Genomic DNA, 17,266 nt, shown 5'->3' on the forward strand with positions numbered 1-17,266 from the left:
TAAGCCCTGAAGCAGCGGCGCCTTGTGCTGCCAGGGCGGAGCGGGCGGAGGGGAAGCGCGCACCATGCCGGCCGGCGCGCCCGCTCCCAGCCCTCGGCCCACCTGCCCGCGGCCAGGCCCGCGCGGTTCCGGCCTTCCGGCCGCCGCGAAACCACCAGGAACTGATCTGCATGAAGCGTATCTGTGTGTTCTGCGGTTCCAATCCCGGCCTCAACCCGGCCTATGCCGCCGCCGCGCGCGAGCTGGGCCGCGTCATTGCCGCGCGGGGCCTCGGCCTCGTCTATGGTGGCGGGCATGTCGGGCTGATGGGTATCGTCGCCGATGCCGCGATGCGCGCCGGTGCCGAGGTGACCGGCATCATCCCCGAGACGCTGATGCAGCGCGAGCTGGGCCATGGCGCCATCACCGAGCTGCGGGTCGTCGCAACCATGCATGAGCGCAAGGCCATGATGGCCGACATGGCCGACGGCTTCATCGTGCTGCCCGGCGGCATCGGCACGCTGGAGGAGGCCGTGGAGGCCTTCACCTGGACCCAGCTCGGCATCCACGACAAGGGGCTCGTCTTCCTCAACACCGCGCAGTACTGGGAGCGCCTCGGCGCGGTTTTCGACCACATGGTGGCCGAGGGCTTCCTGCACGAGAAGCACCGCGCCATGGTGACGCTGGCCGCGACGCCGGCGGAGGCGCTGGACGCGCTGGCGAGCTTCGCGCCCGTCGCCGTCGAGAAGTGGGCGCAGCGGGAAGAACGCTGAGCGGAGGCGCGCGGCGATGATCACCATCCCGCCCGAGGCGCAGGGGGCCACCGTCGCGCTGGGCAATTTCGACGGCGTGCATCTCGGCCACCACGCCGTGCTGCGCGCCGCCCACGCCGCCCGCCCCGAGCTGGCGCGGGTGGCGCTGACCTTCGAGCCGCATCCGCGCGAGCATTTCCGCCCGGACGACCCGCCCTTCCGCCTGACGCTGGCCGCCGCCAAGGCGCGGGCACTGCGCGCGGCGGGGGCGCAGCACGTCGTCGCCCTGCCCTTCGACGCCGCCCTGGCCGCCATGTCGGCGGAGGATTTCGTCACCGGGGTGCTGCACGGTGCGCTGCGGGCGAAGCATCTGGCCTGCGGCGCCGACTTCGCCTTCGGCCACCGGCGCGGCGGCGATGTGGCCTTCCTGGCCGAGCGCGCCGAGCGGCTCGGCATCGGGTTGAGCGTGGTGCCGCCAGTGGCGGACGAGGCGGGGCCGATCTCCTCCACCCGCATCCGCCGGCTGCTGCAGGACGGCTACCCCGAGCGCGCCGCCCGTGCGCTGGGCCGCCCCTGGGCCATCCGGGGCCCCGTCAGCCATGGCGACAAGCGCGGGCGGACCATCGGCTTTCCCACCGCCAACATCCCGCTCGGGCGGCACCTGGAGCCGGCGCGCGGGGTCTATGCCATCCAGGCTCTCCTGCCGGATGGGCGGACCGTGCCAGGCGTCGCCAATATCGGCCTGCGCCCCACCGTGGCCGGCACCGAGAGCCGGGTCGAGGCGCATCTCTTCGACCTCGACGAGGATCTCTACGGGCAGGAGATCGGCGTCGCGCTGCTGCATTTCCTGCGGCCGGAGCGGAAATTCGCCGGGCTGGAGGCGCTGAAGGCGCAGATCGCCGCCGATGCCGCCGCGGCGCGGAGCCTGCTCGGCGCCGGCTGAGGCCGCCGGCCCGGCCCCGTCCCTGGAAGCGCTCGCCCCGGGGTGGCGGCCTCCGCCGGAGAGGGCGCCCGTCGGCAGGACCAGGCGGCGCCGCGGCGGATCACCCGCGCCGGCACCCCGGCGCCCAGGCCTCCCGGCGATGCTCCCGGCCGCCCGCCATGCCGCAACGCGCGCTTGACCCCCGCCCCGCCCGGCCGCAAAAGCCCGCTTATGTTCCGGATGCTTCTCCGCGCAGGGGCGCGAATTAGCCGCCCGGTCCTCTGAGCCAGAGGGCCGGGACCCTTACGTCGCGCACCTTCCCTTCCCTGCCTGAAGCCCGCCCCATGGCGGCATGGACGCCCGACCGATGAACGACGTGCCCTCCGACGCCCCCCGCTCCGACACCGGGGCCCGCGACTACCGCGGCACCGTTTTCCTGCCGCAGACCCCTTTCCCGATGAAGGGCGACCTGCCGAAGCGCGAGCCCGGCTGGCTGGAGCGGTGGGAGAGGATCGGTCTCTGGGACAAGCTGCGGGCGCAGTCGGCGGGGCGGCCGAAATTCGTGCTGCATGACGGCCCGCCCTACGCCAACGGCGCCCTGCATATCGGCCACGCGCTGAACAAGATCCTGAAGGACGTCATCAACCGCGCCGCCCAGATGGACGGCAAGGATGCCGACTACATCCCGGGCTGGGACTGCCACGGCCTGCCGATCGAGTGGAAGGTCGAGGAGGAGTACCGCAACCCCAAGGGCAAGTACCAGGGCGGGCGGGACAAGGATGCCGTCCCCGTGCTGGAGTTCCGCGCCGAGTGCCGCGCCTATGCCGCGCATTGGCTGGACGTGCAGCGCGAGGAGTTCAAGCGCCTCGGCGTCGCCGGCGACTGGGCCGGGCGCTACGCCACCATGGACTTCCCCTCCGAGGCCGCCATCGCCGCCGAGATCGGCAAGTTCCTGATGAACGGTTCTCTGTACCGTGGCCTGCGGCCGGTGATGTGGAGCCCGGTCGAGAAGACCGCGCTGGCCGAGGCCGAGGTCGAGTACCACGACCACAGGTCGGCCATCCTCTACACCGGCTTCCCGATCCTGAAGGCCGCCGCCGAGGATCTGGTCGGCGCCGAGGCGGTGATCTGGACCACCACCCCCTGGACCATTCCGGCCAACCGCGCGCTCGCCTATGGCGGTGAGATCGACTACGCGCTGGTGACGGTGGACGGGGTCGGGGAGGGCGCGGAACATCCGTCCCTGGCGCGCGTGGGCCAGCGCTTCATCGTCGCCGAGGCGCTGCTCGGCGCCTTCGCCAAGGAGGTCGGGCTCGCCGCCTTCAGCGTGACGCGCGCCTTCAAGGGCACCGAACTGGCCGGCGCCGTGGCGGCCCACCCGCTGCGCGGCTGGAGCAAGGCGGAGGGCGGCTATGCCTTCGACGTGCCGCTGCTGGAGGGTGAATTCGTCACCACCGAGGCCGGTACCGGGCTGGTGCACATGGCCCCGGCGCATGGCGAGGACGACTTCCACCTGACCCGCGCCCATGGCATCGCCGTGCCGGAATGCGTGGCCGATGACGGCACCTATACCGTGCAGGCGCCGGGCTTCGTGGGCATTCATGTCTTCAAGGCGCATGAGCCGGTCTGGGCGGCGCTGCAGGAGATGGGCCACCTCGCCGGCAAGGGCTTCATCACCCACAGCTATCCGCACAGCTGGCGCTCCAAGAAGCCGGTCATCTTCCGTGCGACGCCGCAGTGGTTCATCGCGATGGATGACGAGAACCGCATCCGCGCCAAGGCCCTGCAGGCCATCGCCGACACCCATTTCGTGCCGGACCAGGGGCGCAACCGCATCGGCTCGATGGTCGCCGCGCGGCCGGACTGGTGCATCAGCCGCCAGCGTGCCTGGGGCGTGCCGATCGCCGTCTTCGTGGACAGGCGCAGCGGCCAGCCGCTGCGCGACCCGGCGGTGCTGGGCCGCATCGATGCCGTCTTCCGCGAGGAAGGGGCGGATGCCTGGTACAAGCCCGGCGCCGCCGCCCGCTTCCTCGGGAATGACAGGAACCCGGACGACTACGAGCAGGTGATGGACATCGTCGATGTCTGGTTCGAGTCCGGCTCCACCCATGCCTTCGTGCTGCGCCCGCGCGGCCTGCCGGTGCCCGCCGATCTCTACCTGGAGGGCTCGGACCAGCATCGCGGCTGGTTCCACTCCTCCCTGCTGGAGAGCATCGGCACCAACGGCTACGCGCCCTTCAAGGCCATCCTCACCCACGGCTTCGTCCTGGACGAAACGGGTCGGAAAATGTCGAAGTCGCTCGGCAACGTCACCGCCCCGCAGGAGGTGACCAAGCAGTACGGCGCCGACATCCTGCGCCTCTGGGTGATGAACTCGGACACCGCGGACGACCTGCGCATCGGCAAGACCATCCTCGGCCAGCAGGCGGAGCTCTACCGCCGCATCCGCAACACGCTGCGCTGGCTGCTCGGCAGCCTCGCCGGCTTCGAGGCGAGCGAGACGCTCCCCCATGCCGAGCTGCCGGAGCTGGAGCGCTGGGTGCTGCACCGCCTCGCCGAGCTGGATGCCCGGCTGCGCAAGGCGGTGGCGGATTATGACTGGAACGGCGTCTATCCCGAGATCCACGCCTTCTGCGCGACGGACCTCTCCGCCTTCTACTTCGACATCCGCAAGGACAGCCTCTACTGCGACGCCAAGGACAGCCCGCGCCGCCGCGCCGCCCGCACGGTGCTGGACGCGCTGCACCGCTGCCTGACCACCTGGCTCGCGCCTGTCCTCCCCTTCACCGCGGAGGAGGCCTGGCAGGCCCGCTTCCCCTCGGAGGACGGCTCCGTTCATCTCCAGACCTTTCCCGAGATCCCGGCCGAATGGCGGGATGAGGCGCTGGCCGCCAGGTGGGAAGCGGTGCGCAGCATCCGCCGCGCCGTGACGGGCGTGCTGGAGAAGGCACGCGGCGCCGGCGAGATCGGCTCCTCGCTGCAGGCGGCGCCGGTGCTGCATCTGCCGCCCGAGTCGCTCGGCCTGCTGCCGGCCGAGATCTGGGCCGAGCTTTGCATCACCTCCGGCCTCACCCTCTCCGGTGCCACCCCGCCGGAGGGCGCCGCCGCGCTGGAGGGCCAGCCCGGTGTCGCCGCTGTCTTCGCCCATGCCCCCGGCGAGAAATGCGCGCGCTGCTGGCGCGTGCTGCCGGAGGTCGGCCGCTCGGCAGTGCATCCCACCCTCTGCCGGCGCTGTGAGGCCGTGGTCGAAGCCGCCGCATGAGCCTCAAGCTCGGCCTGCCGGTCGCCGCCGCAGTGCTGGTGGCGGACCAGCTCAGCAAGTGGTGGGTGCTGGAAGTCCTCCGCCTGCCCGCGATCGGCCAGGTGAAGCTGCTCGATTTCGGCAGCTTCGGCTTCGACCTCACCATGGTCTGGAACCGCGGCGTCACCTTCGGCCTGCTGGCCGGGGATGCGCCCTGGCACCGCCTGCTGCTGGCGGTGCTGGCGCTGGTCGTCGCGCTGTTCCTGCTGCGCTGGATCGCCCGCGCCGAGAACCGGCTGACGGCGGTGGCGCTCGGCGGCATCGTCGGCGGCGCCATCGGCAATGTCATCGACCGGCTGCGCTTCGGCGCGGTGGTGGACTTCGCCGATGCCTGGGCCGGCACCTGGCACTGGTATGTCTTCAACCTCGCCGATGCGGCCATCGTGCTGGGTGTTGCGGCGCTGATCGCCGACGCCTTGTTCGCTTCCCGCCGCACCGCTAAGGAAACGCCATGAGGCAGCTTCCCTTCCGGATTCGGGCGCGCCGCCCCCTTCCCTCCTCCGCCTGCGCGGCGCTGGCCTGCGGCCTGCTGCTCGCCGGCTGCGGCTCGGACACGGCGCGCACGCTCGGCTTCACCCGCGCCGCCCCGGACGAGTTCAGCGTCGTCACCCGCGCGCCGCTCTCGCTGCCGCCGGTGCTCGGCGAGCTGCCGCCGCCGCGGCCCGGCACCCCGCGCCCGCAGGAGCTGCGCGGCCGCGAGGCCGGCGAGGCGACCGTCGCCCCCGGCGCCGCCTTCGGCGTCGGCGCCTCCTCCGCACCCTCCGTCGGCGAGCAGGCGCTGCTGGCCCGCGCCGGCGGCGATGCGCCGGCCGACATCCGCCAGCGCGTGGACGAGGAAAGCCTGCACCTTGAGCAGGCCAGCCGCGGCCTGGTGGATCGCCTGATGTTCTGGCGCGATACGGCGCAGCCCGGCACCGTGGTGGACCCGCAGCGCGAGGCCCAGCGCCTGCGCGAGAACGCCGCCCTCGGCCGCAGCACGGAGGAGGGCGAGACCCCGATCATCCAGCGGCGCCGCCAGGGCCTGTTCCAGGGGCTGTTCTGATCGCCCCTGTTGCCAGCGGGGGCGAAAGCCCATCTGATGGGTCCATGTGCGCCTTGTCCCGTCGCGCCGCCATCTCGGCCGCCGCCGCCCTTCCCGCGCTCGCCGTGCTGCCATCCGCGCAGGCGGCGGCCCAGCCCCGCCCTGCCGCGCCTCCCGCAGGCACGGAGAAGCCGCTGTTCGGCGCCAGCCTCTGGACGCTGCCCAACGGCCTGACCGTTGTGCATGCCGAGAACCGGCGCGCGCCGGTGGTGGCGCATTACGTCTTCTACAGCGCCGGCGCCGGGGAGGACCCTCAGGGCAAGTCCGGCCTCGCCCATTTCCTTGAGCACATGATGTTCAAGGGCAGCGAGCATGTGCCCTCCGGCGCCTTCTCCCGCCGGGTGGCGCGCGAGGGCGGGCAGGACAACGCCTTCACCAGCCGCGACGTCACCGCCTATTTCCAGAATGTCGAGGCCAGCCGGCTGCCGCTGGTGGCGGACATGGAGGCCGACCGCATGGCCACCGCCCGCTTCCCGGCCGATGAGATCGAGGCCGAGCGCCAGGTCGTGCTGGAGGAGCGCCGCCAGCGCGTCGAGAGCACGCCGCGCGGCCGCTTCCGCGAGGCCTGGGACGCCAGCTTCTGGGGCCGTCAGCACTGGCGTGGCCGCCCGCTGATCGGCTGGCCGGACGAGATCGCCGCCCTCTCGCGGGACGACATGCTGGAGTTCTACCACCGCTTCTACACGCCGGCGAACGCCACCCTGGTGGTGACCGGCGCGGTCTCGCGCGAGGCGGTGGCCAAGCTGGCGGAGGAGGACTACGGCGGCATCCAGGGCCGCCCCGCGCCCTATCCCAAGGGCCATCGCAGCCGCGCGCCCGCGCCGCCCGCGCCGCTGGAGGAACGGCTGGTGCGGCGTGAGCCGACGGTGCAGGAGCCCGCCTTCCTGCGCGGCTGGATCGCCCCCTCCCTGCCGCCCGACACCGAGGCCAGCCGCCACGCCCACCCGCTGGAGGTGCTGTCCCATCTGCTCGGCGGCGGTCAGGGCTCGCGGCTCGACAAGGCGCTGGTGCAGGCCGGCCTCGCCACCTCCGCCAACTGCTCCTACGACAGCGACGCCCTCGGCACCGGCTATTTCGAGATCTCCGCCACGCCGCGCCGCGACACCCCGACGGAGCGGCTGGAGCAGGCGGTCACCGCCGAGATCCAGCGCCTGCTCGAGGCGGGCGTGACCGATGCCGAGGTGGCGCGCTCGATCCGCCAGATCACCGCCGGCACGCTGCTGGCGCTCGACAGCCTGGGCACCGCGCCGCGCATCCTCGGCTCCGCCCTCGCCGTCGGCCTGCCGCTGGAGAGCATCGAATACTGGCCGGCCCGCATCCGCGCCGTCACCCGCGCCCAGGTGGAGGAGGCCGCCCGCACCGTGCTGGCCAAACCCTCCATGCTCGGCTGGCTGCTGCCGGAAGGCGCGGCATGAGCGGCACCGGCTTCTCGCTGCCCATCCAGGTGGTGGAGGGCGGCGGCCTGACCGCCTGGCTCGCCGAGGACCACTCGGTGCCGGTGGTCAGCATCAGCTGGTCCTGGCCCGGCGGCGCCGCGCTCGACCCCAAGGGCCAGGAGGGCGCCTCCCGCCTCGCCGCCAACCTGATGACCGAGGGCGCGGGCGAGCTCGACGCCCTCGCCTTCGCCGATGCGCTGCGCGACGAGGCCATCGGGCTCAACTTCTCCGCCGACCGCGACAGTTTCCAGGGCGACTTCCGCGCCCTCGCCCCCGCCTTGCCCAAGGCGGTGCGGCTGGCCCGGCTGGCCATGACGGCGCCCCGCTTCGACGCCGATGCGGTGGCCCGCGAGCGCGCCCGCGCCATCGCCTCAGTGCGGCGCTCGCTGGAAGGGCCGCAGGGCCGCGGCGCGCGCGCCTTCTGGGCCGCCGGCTTCCCCGACCATCCGGCGGGCCGGCCGGTCGGCGGCACCGAGGAGAGCCTCGCCGCCCTCACCGTCGAGCAGCTGCGCGCCGCCCTGGCGCGACACCTGCGCCGCGCGCCGGGGCTGCTGATCGCCGCCTCCGGCGCCATCACCGCCGACGAGCTGGCCAGACTGTTGCCGGAGCTGTTCGGCGCCCTGCCCGAGGGCAAGCTGGAGGAGCCGCCGCCGCTGCCGGAATTCCGCCATTTCGGCACCCAGGTGGTGCCGGTGGCCTCGCCGCAATCGGCCATCCTGTTCGGCCAGCCCGGCATCCCCGTGAACGACCCGGCCTGGGAAACCGCGCAGCTGGTGCTGCGCATCCTGGCCGGCGGCGGCTTCACCGCGCGGCTGACCCGCAGCATCCGGGAGGAGCGCGGCCTGACCTACGGCATTGGCGCCGGGCTGGACGTGATCTTCGGCCAGAGCGTGCTGGTCGGCTCCTGCGCGACGGCCAATGCACGGGTCAGCGAGACGCTCACCGTGCTGCGCGCCGAGTGGAAGCGCATGGCCGAGTCCGGCCCCACCGCCGCCGAGATCGAGGAGGCCGTCGCCTTCCTCACCGGCAACCAGCCGCTGCAGTTCACCGACAGCCGCCGCATCGCCGCCATCCTCCTGGCGATGCGCCGCAACGGCCGCCCGCTGGACTGGCTGGCCCGCCGCCCGGAACGGCTGGCCGCAATCACGCGCGAGCAGGCCGCCAAGATGGCGGCACGCCTGTTGGCCCCGACGGAACTTTCCGTCACCGTGGCGGGGCAACCTGAAGGTCTCTGAGCGATTACGGCTAAGCTCCGGCCGATGAGGGGATGATGGGGGAGATTGCCGCATGACGCCTTCCGCACGCGAAGCCGCCTGGAACCGGGTGGCCGCGCTGGCCCGCCGGCCGGGCAGCGGCGCCATCCGGCCCCTCTTCGCCGCCGATCCGAAGCGCTTCCAACGCTTCCACCGGCAGGCCTGCGACATCCAGATGGACTTCTCCAAGACCTCGGTGGACGACGAGGCGCTGGCGGCGCTGCTCGACCTCGCCCGCGCCTCCGAGGTGATGGCGCGGCGCGACGCCATGGCGGCGGGCGAGCCGATCAACCAGACCGAGGGCCGCTCGGTGCTGCACATGGCGCTGCGCGCCTCGCGCAATGCCGGCTTCGTCGCCCGCCACGCGGACGGCACGGTGGAGGATGCCGGCGCGGCGGTGGAGGAGACGCTGCGGGCGATGCAGCGTTTCGTCCATGCCATCCATACCGGCGACATCCGCGGCGCCACCGGAGAGTCCTTCACCGACGTCATCAATATCGGCATCGGCGGCTCGGATCTCGGCCCCTTCATGGCTTCCCGCGCGCTCTGGACGGTGCGCTCGCCGATGCGCCCGCTCTACCTGGCCAATGCCGACGCGCACAACTGGGAGGCCATCCGCCCCCGGCTGAACCCGCAGCGCACGCTGATGCTGGTGGCCTCCAAGACCTTCACGACCGCCGAGACCATGGCCAATGCCCATGTCGTGCGCGGCTGGCTGGAGCGCAATCTGGGCGAGATGGGCGCGCGGCGGCACATGGTGGCGCTTTCCACCAACCACGAGGCAACCGCGGCCTTCGGCGTTCCGGCGGACCGCGTCTTCGGCTTCCGCGACTGGGTGGGCGGCCGCTTCTCGCTGTGGTCGGCGATCGGCCTCTCCATCGCCCTCGGCTGCGGCTGGGAGGAATTCTCCGACCTGCTCGCCGGCGCCCGCGCGATGGACGAGCACTTCCTTTCCGCGCCGCCGGAGGAGAACCTGCCGCTGCTGCTGGCGCTGATCACCGTCTGGCACGTCAACGGGCTCGGGCTGAAGGCGCATGCCATCCTGCCCTATGACCATCGCCTCTCGCGCTTTCCGGCGCATCTCCAGCAGTTGGAGATGGAGAGCCTGGGCAAGCGCGTCACGCTGGGCGGCACGCCGGTGGAGCGCGACACCGGGCCGGTGATCTTCGGCGAGCCCGGCACCAATGCGCAGCACTCCTTCATGCAGCTGCTGCACCAGGGCACCACGCCGGTGCCGGCCGATTTCGTGCTGGTGGCCAACCCCGACCACCCCTATGCCGAGAACCACCGGCTGCTGCTCTCCAACGGCCTGGCCCAGGCCGAGGCGCTGCTGCGCGGCCGCACGGCGGAAGAGGTGACGGCCGAGATGCGCAAGGCCGGCACGCCGCCCGACGAGATCGGTCGCCTGCTGCCGCACCGCCTCTTCCCCGGCGACCGGCCCAGCACCACCCTGCTGCTCGACCGGCTGGACGCCTATACCCTCGGCCAGCTCGTCGCGCTCTACGAGCACAAGGTCTTCTGCCTCGGCGCGCTGTGGGACATCGACGCCTTCGACCAGTGGGGCGTCGAGCTGGGCAAGCAGCTCGCCAAATCCATCCTGCCGGAGCTGGAGCCGGAGGGGCGGGTCGGCGATCACGACCCCTCGACCACCGGGCTGATCCAGCGCATCCGGCAGCTCCAGGGGCTGCCCTCCTGAGGCCAGGCCGGCTCCGGGCGCCTCCCGGCCCTGGGCAGCCTGCCGTTCGGCCATATCTGACCTCGGCCAACATGGAGGCCGCAGCGATGGATGACGAACGCGTCTGGAGCTTCGAGGAAAGCCTGTGGACCGGCGGTGCGGAGCACTACCGCGCCCTGATCGACGACGAGTGCCTGATGGTGCTGCCCGCGCCCCCCTTCGTGATGACCGGCCAGCAGGCGATCGAGGCGGTGGCTGAGACGCCACGCTGGAGCAGGGTGGCGCTGTCGAAGCGGCAGGTCATGCGCCCGCAGGAGGGCCTGATCGTGGTGGCCTACCATGCCCAGGCGGAACGGGAGGGCACCCAGCCCTACGAGGCGCACTGCACCTCCACCTACCGGCGGCTGGCGCATGAGGAATGGCGGGTGGTCCAGCACCAGCAGACGCCGCCGCTGATCCGCTCCTGATCGCGCGCCGGGCCCGGGGGGCCGGCCCGCCCCCCTGCACCCCTCAGGCCGCCTTGCGCTGGCCCGGCTTGCGCAGGATCCATTTCGGCGAATTCACCGCCAGCGGCTGGCCGACCTCCACCGCGAACTCGTCGGCCGCCTTGGCGACGCCCTTCCAGCTGTAGTCATCGCCGATCAGCACGCCGCCCGGTGCCAGCAGGTTCCAGTAGAGCCGGGTGTCGCGCAGGACCGGCTCGTACTCATGCGCGGCGTCGATGTGGATCATGTCCGGCGCGATCCTCAGCCGCTTCAGGATCACCGCCGCGTTCTCGCTGCTCTGCGCCAGGGGCACCACCCGGTCCTGCAGCTTGCGGTGCACCATGTTGCTGAGGAACTGCCAGTAGAGGCCCGGCATCCCGTGCGTGAAGCGCAGCGAGGCGAAGATGTTGTCCGGCCGCTCGCGGTTCCAGTGCTCGGGGCTGCCCAGGAAGGTGTCCACCGCGATCACCGCCCCGTCGATGCCGAGCTGGCCCATGGTCTCGCAGAGGAAGTTGACCGAGGCCCCCTTCCAGACGCCGACATCCACGATGATCCGCGGCCGCACCGCCTCCATCACCTCGCGGAAGGCGGCGTGGCGGCTGTTCCACCCCTGCATGTCCGGCGGCAGGGACGGCGTGAAGCCGGCAAAGATGTCCTCGCCATAGATCCGCTGGGTCAGTTCCTGGGCCAGGGTGGGGTTGGGCCGGGCTTCTGCCATCGCATCCATCATGCGCGATCCTGAATAGTGAAAGGCGAGTATCGGCCATCGCCGCGCGCGGAGGAAGCAGAACCGCTCCGTCCCTCACGCGGCGCGTGCCCGCATGGCGCCGCCTGCGGCCTTTCCCCACGCCCCTGGCGGGCGCTAGAGGAGGCGCATGGACCGCATCCGCCTGCTCTCCGCGACCACGGCCGACCGCATCGCCGCCGGCGAGGTGGTCGAGCGCCCCGCCGCCGCCGTGAAGGAGCTGGTGGAGAACGCGCTGGATGCCGGGGCGACGCGCATCGCCGTCACCCTGGAGGGCGGCGGCATCAGCCGCATCCTGGTCGAGGATGATGGCTGCGGCATGTCGCCCGCCGACCTGGCGCTGGCCGTGGAGCGCCATGCAACCTCCAAGCTGCCGGAGGAGGAGGCGCTCTTCCGCATCGCCACCCTGGGCTTCCGTGGCGAGGCGCTGCCCTCCATCGCCGCCGTCGCGCGGCTGACGCTGACCAGCCGCCTGCCGGGCGGCGAGGCGCATTCCCTGGCCGTGGAGGGCGGCGCGAAAGGCGAGATCCGCCCGGCCGCCGGCGCGCCGGGCACCCGCGTCGAGGTGCGGGACCTGTTCTTCGCCACCCCCGCCCGCCGCAAGTTCCTCAAGACCCCGCCCACCGAGGCCGGTCATGCGGTGGAGGCGGTGCGCCGCCTGGCGCTGGCCTGGCCCGAGGTCGCCTTCCGCATGGAGGTGGAGGGCCGCGCCGTGCTGAGCCTCGCCCCGGCCGATCGCGCCACCCGCCTCGCCGCCCTGCTCGGGCCGGACTTCGCGAAGGCTGCGGTGCCGGTGAGCGGCGCCTGGAGCGACCTCGACCTGGACGGCATGGCGGCGCTCCCCACCCTCACCCGCGCCACCGCCGCCGAGCAGCACCTCGTGGTCAACCGCCGCCCGGTGCGCGACCCGCTGCTGCGCGCCGCGCTGCGCGTGGCCTATCGCGACCTGATCGCCGCCGGGCGGCACCCGGTGGCGGCGCTCTTCCTCGACCTTCCGCCGGAGCTGGTGGACGTGAACGTCCACCCGATGAAGACCGAGCTGCGCTTCCGCGACGCCGGGGCGGTGCGCGGCGCGCTGATCTCGGCGCTGCGCCGCGCCCTGGCGGTCGGCGCCGGCCCCGCGCCTGCGCCGCCTCCGCCCGCCCCGGCGGACTGGGAGGCGATGGCCCCGCCCCCATCCTCGGTGGCCGGCTTCGCGGAGGCCCCCGCGCCGCTCACCGCCCCGGCTCCCGCCCGCCCCCTCGGCTGGCAGCCCGGGCTGCGCCTGCCCATGCCGCCCTCCCGGCCGGAACCCGCCCCGCCGCCCTCTCTCCCCGAAATCGCGGGGGAAGGCCCGCTCGGCCGCCCGGTGGCGCAGTTGCTGGAAACCTACATCCTGGCCGAGGCGCCGGATGGCGCGCTGATCCTGGTGGACCAGCACGCCGCGCATGAGCGGCTGACGCATGAGGCGCTGAAGGCGCAATTGCTGGAGGGCGCCGTGCGCAGCCAGCCGCTGCTGCTGCCCGCCGTGGTGGAACTGCCCGGCGCCGAGGCCCGGCGCCTGCTGGAAGCCGCCCCCACCCTCGCCCGCCTGGGGCTGGAGGTGGAGGATTTCGGCGCCGGCGCCGTTCTGGTGCGGGCGCTCCCCGCCCTGCTCGGCACCCCCGATCCGGCGCCGCTGCTGCGCGACCTCTGCGCCGAACTGGCCGAATGGGAGGAGACCACCGCGCTGGAACGCAGGCTGGATGCCGCCGTGGCGCGGCTGGCCTGCCATGGCTCGATCCGCGCCGGGCGGCGGCTGAACCCGGCCGAGATGGCCGCCCTGCTGCGGCAGATGGAGGCCACGCCGCGCGCCTCCACCTGCTCGCACGGGCGGCCGACCTGGCTGCGCTTCGGGAAATCCGAGTTCGAGCGGATGTTCGGGCGGAAGTAAAAAAGTCCGGGGGAAGGAATTCCCCCGGACCCCCATCTTTTTTCTTCGAGCTCCCGCGCGGGCGGGCGACGAAGCGCCAAACCGGCAAAGAAAAGAAGGGTCAAACCTATAGGTTTGACCGGGGGAATTCCTTCCCCCGACCTTTTCCTTCACCCCCGCAGCGTCGCGCCCGTCGCCTTGCTGACAGCGGCGACGATCTTCGCCCCCACCGCCTCGATCTCGGCATCGGTCAGGCTGCGCTCGCGCGGCTGCAGCATCACCTCGATGGCGAGCGACACCTTGCCCTCCGGCAGCTTGTCGCCGGCATAACGGTCGAACAGCACGACCTCGGTGATCAGGCTGCGCTCGGCGCCGCGCGCGGCGCGCAGCAGGTTCTCCGCCGGCACGGTCTCATCCACCAGGAAGGCGAAGTCGCGCTTCAGCGGCTGGAAGGCCGGCAGCTCGGGCGCGCCCTTCCTGCGCTTCTTCGGCTCGGGGATGGCGTCGAGGAACACCTCGAACGCCACCGCCGCGCCGGGCAGGCCCAGTTCCTCGCGCAGCTTCGGATGGATTTCGCCGAAGGTGGCCAGCACCGTCTTCGGCCCCTGCCGCACCACGCCCGCGCGGCCGGGGTGATAGAAACCCATGGGACAAGAGTCGGGCGCATCCGTAGTGACGGAGAGCGCCGCCATCGGCACGCCGAGCGCCGCCAGCACAGCCAGCGCATCGCCCTTGGCATCCATCGCGTCCACCGGCCGCGCGGGCGCCGTCCAGTGGCGCGGAGTGGTACCGATACGCACACCCGCGGCCACCGCAAGCTGCCCCTCGGGGGTGATGTCGCGATAGGCGGCGCCCAGTTCGGAAAGCGCCACGTCCGGCCAGCCGCGCGCGGCGTTGCGGGCAGCAGCCAGCAGCAGGCTCGCCACCGGCGTCGGGCGCATCTGGTCGAGATCGGCGGCGATCGGGTTGTCCAGCCGCAGCGCCGCCGGGGTCTCGCCGAAGCGTGCCGCCACCTTGCTATCGAGGAAGCCGAAGCTGACGCAGTCCAGCATGCCGCGCGAGGCCATCACCCGCCGCGCCAGCACGGCGCGGGTCTGCTTCGGCGCCAGCGCCGGCAGCGGCACCGGCGAGGCAACCGGCAGCGAGACGGGCGGGATGGCGTCCAGCCCGTGGATGCGCAGCACCTCCTCCAGCAGGTCGCACTCCGGCTCGACCGCGGCGCAGCCCTCGGCGGCGGCCTTGGCTCTCTCCGCCGGCAGGCCGGGCGCCTGGGTCAGCACGCCGGCACTCGCGATATCGTTGCGCCAGGAGGGGACGGAGACCGTCACCGTCTCCGCGTCCCGCGCCACCACGCCGAAGCCCAGCCGCTCCAGGGTGCCGACGGCCGTCTCCGGCGCCACATCGGCGCCGCCGAGGCCGGCGATGCGCTCGAAGCGCAGGCTGGCCTGCCGCTGCCAGGCCGGCTCGGCGCCACCTTCGGTCACGGTGGAGGGCTCGCCGCCGCAGAGCTCGATCACCATGGCGGTGGCGGCATCCAGCGCGGCAGGCAGCAGGGCGGGGTCGATGCCGCGCTCGAAGCGGGCGCGCGCGTCGGAGCGCAGGTCATGCCGCCGGCCGGACAGCGCGATGCGGACAGGATCGAACAGCGCGCATTCGATGAACACCTCGGAGGTGTTCTCGTCCGAGCCGGAATGCTCGCCGCCCATGATGCCCGCGAGGGACTCGACCGCCTCGCCGTCGGCGATGACGAGATCCTCCGGCGTGACGGCGACCTCCTTGCCGTTCAGCGCGACGAAGCTCTCGCCCGCGCGGCCGCGGCGCAGGAAGAGCGTGTCGCCCTTCACCTTCTGCGCGTCGAAGACGTGCAGCGGGCGGCCGAGGTCATAGGTGAAGAAGTTGGTGATATCGACCAGCGCGTTGATCGGCCGCAGGCCGATGGAGACCAGCCGGTCCTGCAGCCATTTCGGCGAAGGCCCGTTCCTCACGCCGCGCACGGCCCGGCCCAGCACCCAGGGGCAGGCCTCCAGGTCCTCGACCGCCCAGCGCAGCGGCGAGGGATAGACACCCTCCACCTTCTCCGGCGCGAAGGGCTTCAGCGTACCGAGGCCGGCGGCGGCGAGGTCGCGCGCGATGCCGCGGATGGCCAGCGCGTCGCCCCGGTTGGGCGTGATGGAGATTTCCACCACCGGATCGTCCAGCCCCGCCCAGGCTGCGTAGGGCTGGCCGACCGGCGCATCCGCCGGCAGGTCGATGATGCCCTCGTGGTCGTCCCCGAGGCCGAGCTCGCGCGAGGAGCACATCATGCCCTCGCTCTTCACGCCGCGGATTTCGCCGACCTTCAGCGTGATGCCGGTGCCCGGGACATAGGCGCCGGGCAGGCCGAGCACCGCCTTCATCCCCGTGCGCGCGTTCGGCGCGCCGCAGACGACGGAGCGGATCACGCCGTCGCCCACATCCACCTTGCAGGCGCGCAGGCGGTCGGCGTTCGGGTGCTGCACGGCCTCGACGACATGGGCGATGCGGAAGGGCGCCAGCGCCGCGCCACGGTCCTCCACGCCCTCGACCTCCAGCCCGATGGTGTTGAGGGCGGCGGTGATCTGATCCAGCGAGGCATCCGTCTGCAGATGCTGCTTCAGCCAACTGACAGAAAACTTCATCGCCTCAGACGCCTTCGACCAGGTTGGCGGGGGAGAGCACGGGCGCGCCGTAATGGCGGAGCCAGCGGACGTCGCTCTCGTAGAAGGGGCGCAGGTCGGGGATGCCATGCTTCAGCATGGTGATGCGCTCGATGCCCATGCCGAAGGCGAAGCCCTGCCACTCGCGCGGGTCGATGCCGCAATTGGCCAGCACCTTGGGGTGGACCATGCCGCTGCCCAGGATCTCCAGCCAGTCGCCGCCTTTGCCCAGCTCGCCGGTCTTCCGGTTCCAGCCGATATCCACTTCCATCGAGGGCTCGGTGAAGGGGAAGTAGCTGGCGCGGAAGCGCACCGGCAGGTCGGAGATGCCGAAGAAGGCCCGCAGGAAGTCGATCAGGCAGCCCTTCAGGTGGCCGAGGGTGATGCCGCGGTCGATCACCAGCCCCTCGACCTGATGGAACATCGGCGAGTGGGTGGCGTCATGGTCGGCGCGGTAGGTGCGGCCGGGGACGATGACGCGGACCGGCGGCTCCTGGCTCAGCATGGTGCGGATCTGCACCGGCGAGGTATGGGTGCGCAGCACCGGGCGGCGGCCATCCGGGCCGGCGGGCAGGTAGAAGGTGTCGTGGTCCTGCCGGGCCGGGTGGTGATCGGGAATGTTGAGCGCGCCGAAGTTGAACCAGTCGCCCTCGATATCCGGCCCCTCCGCCACGCCGAAACCCATGGCGCCGAAGATGGCGGTCAACTCCTCGACGGTGCGGCCGATCGGGTGGATGGCCCCGGCCTCCGGCCCGGCCGGCGGGAAGGGGCGCGGCGGCAGGGTCACGTCCAGCCGCTCGGCGGCGAGGCGCGCCTCCAGCGCGGCGGCGTCGAGTTCCACGCGGCGGGCCTCGATGGCGGCTTCCAGCGCGCCCTTCAGCCGGTTCAGCGCGGCGCCGCGCTCCTTGCGCTGCTCGGCGGGCACCTGGCCCAGCCCCTTCAGCAGCGCGGTCAGGCTGCCGCTCTTGCCCAGCGTGCCCACCCGCACCGCCTCCAGGGCGCGCAGGTCGCCGGCGGCGGCGAGTGCGGCCTCGGTTTCGGCCTGCAGGCTGGCGAGGTCATCCGTCATCG

Annotated in this window: 13 protein-coding genes; 10 read left to right on the forward strand and 3 right to left on the reverse strand. The window is 72.6% G+C overall.

Annotated features, from left to right (window positions below; translation table 11 throughout):
* Nucleotides 1–170 precede the first annotated feature (170 nt).
* From QMO56_RS01710 to QMO56_RS01750, 9 genes are all read left to right on the forward strand, one after another.
* Entirely contained in the window at nucleotides 171–752 is a 582-nt protein-coding gene (locus QMO56_RS01710; protein WP_283523295.1) for a TIGR00730 family Rossman fold protein, read from the forward strand.
* 16 nt (nucleotides 753–768) lie between these two features.
* The gene (locus tag QMO56_RS01715; RefSeq protein WP_283523296.1) at nucleotides 769–1,674 is read left to right on the forward strand and encodes a bifunctional riboflavin kinase/FAD synthetase; all 906 of its coding nucleotides are present in this window, start codon (nucleotides 769–771) and stop codon (nucleotides 1,672–1,674) included.
* Nucleotides 1,675–2,020: 346 nt separating this feature from the next.
* Complete coding sequence (gene ileS / locus QMO56_RS01720) at nucleotides 2,021–4,915, forward strand: isoleucine--tRNA ligase (protein ID WP_283523297.1); 2,895 nt, start codon at nucleotides 2,021–2,023, stop codon at nucleotides 4,913–4,915.
* A complete protein-coding gene (gene lspA, locus QMO56_RS01725; RefSeq protein ID WP_283523298.1) occupies nucleotides 4,912–5,409 on the forward strand; it encodes a signal peptidase II in 498 nt (165 codons plus the stop codon). The genes ileS and lspA overlap by 4 nt, the downstream gene beginning before the upstream one ends.
* Nucleotides 5,406–5,996 carry a DUF3035 domain-containing protein gene (locus tag QMO56_RS01730; RefSeq protein WP_283523299.1) on the forward strand — a complete coding sequence of 197 codons (591 nt, stop codon included), beginning with the start codon at nucleotides 5,406–5,408 and terminating at the stop codon, nucleotides 5,994–5,996. The genes lspA and QMO56_RS01730 overlap by 4 nt, the downstream gene beginning before the upstream one ends.
* A 44-nt stretch (nucleotides 5,997–6,040) precedes the next feature.
* Nucleotides 6,041–7,450: a pitrilysin family protein gene (locus tag QMO56_RS01735; RefSeq protein ID WP_283523300.1), complete on the forward strand. Its 1,410-nt coding sequence runs from the start codon at nucleotides 6,041–6,043 to the stop codon at nucleotides 7,448–7,450.
* Nucleotides 7,447–8,706: a pitrilysin family protein gene (locus QMO56_RS01740; protein ID WP_283523301.1), complete on the forward strand. Its 1,260-nt coding sequence runs from the start codon at nucleotides 7,447–7,449 to the stop codon at nucleotides 8,704–8,706. Before QMO56_RS01735 ends, QMO56_RS01740 begins: the two co-directional genes overlap by 4 nt.
* 52 nt (nucleotides 8,707–8,758) lie before the next feature.
* Nucleotides 8,759–10,420: a glucose-6-phosphate isomerase gene (pgi, locus tag QMO56_RS01745; RefSeq protein WP_283523302.1), complete on the forward strand. Its 1,662-nt coding sequence runs from the start codon at nucleotides 8,759–8,761 to the stop codon at nucleotides 10,418–10,420.
* Nucleotides 10,421–10,506: 86 nt separating this feature from the next.
* A complete protein-coding gene (locus tag QMO56_RS01750; protein WP_283523303.1) occupies nucleotides 10,507–10,866 on the forward strand; it encodes a DUF4440 domain-containing protein in 360 nt (119 codons plus the stop codon).
* Between the two features lie 43 nt (nucleotides 10,867–10,909).
* Here QMO56_RS01750 and QMO56_RS01755 read toward each other — a convergent pair whose 3' ends face one another.
* Complete coding sequence (locus tag QMO56_RS01755; protein WP_283523304.1) at nucleotides 10,910–11,614, reverse strand: class I SAM-dependent methyltransferase; 705 nt, start codon at nucleotides 11,612–11,614, stop codon at nucleotides 10,910–10,912.
* Between the two features lie 145 nt (nucleotides 11,615–11,759).
* Here QMO56_RS01755 and mutL point away from each other — a divergent pair, with 145 nt between their 5' ends.
* Nucleotides 11,760–13,541, forward strand: coding sequence for a DNA mismatch repair endonuclease MutL (gene mutL, locus QMO56_RS01760; protein ID WP_283523305.1), 1,782 nt, complete (start codon nucleotides 11,760–11,762; stop codon nucleotides 13,539–13,541).
* 149 nt (nucleotides 13,542–13,690) lie between these two features.
* Here mutL and pheT read toward each other — a convergent pair whose 3' ends face one another.
* Together pheT and pheS are read right to left on the reverse strand one after the other, a co-directional pair.
* Complete coding sequence (pheT, locus tag QMO56_RS01765; protein ID WP_283523306.1) at nucleotides 13,691–16,177, reverse strand: phenylalanine--tRNA ligase subunit beta; 2,487 nt, start codon at nucleotides 16,175–16,177, stop codon at nucleotides 13,691–13,693.
* 4 nt (nucleotides 16,178–16,181) lie between these two features.
* Nucleotides 16,182–17,264 carry a phenylalanine--tRNA ligase subunit alpha gene (gene pheS, locus QMO56_RS01770; RefSeq protein WP_283523307.1) on the reverse strand — a complete coding sequence of 361 codons (1,083 nt, stop codon included), beginning with the start codon at nucleotides 17,262–17,264 and terminating at the stop codon, nucleotides 16,182–16,184.
* Nucleotides 17,265–17,266: the final 2 nt, after the last annotated feature.

The sequence above is a fragment of the Roseomonas sp. E05 genome, from assembly GCF_030063475.1.
Lineage (GTDB): Bacteria > Pseudomonadota > Alphaproteobacteria > Acetobacterales > Acetobacteraceae > Pseudoroseomonas.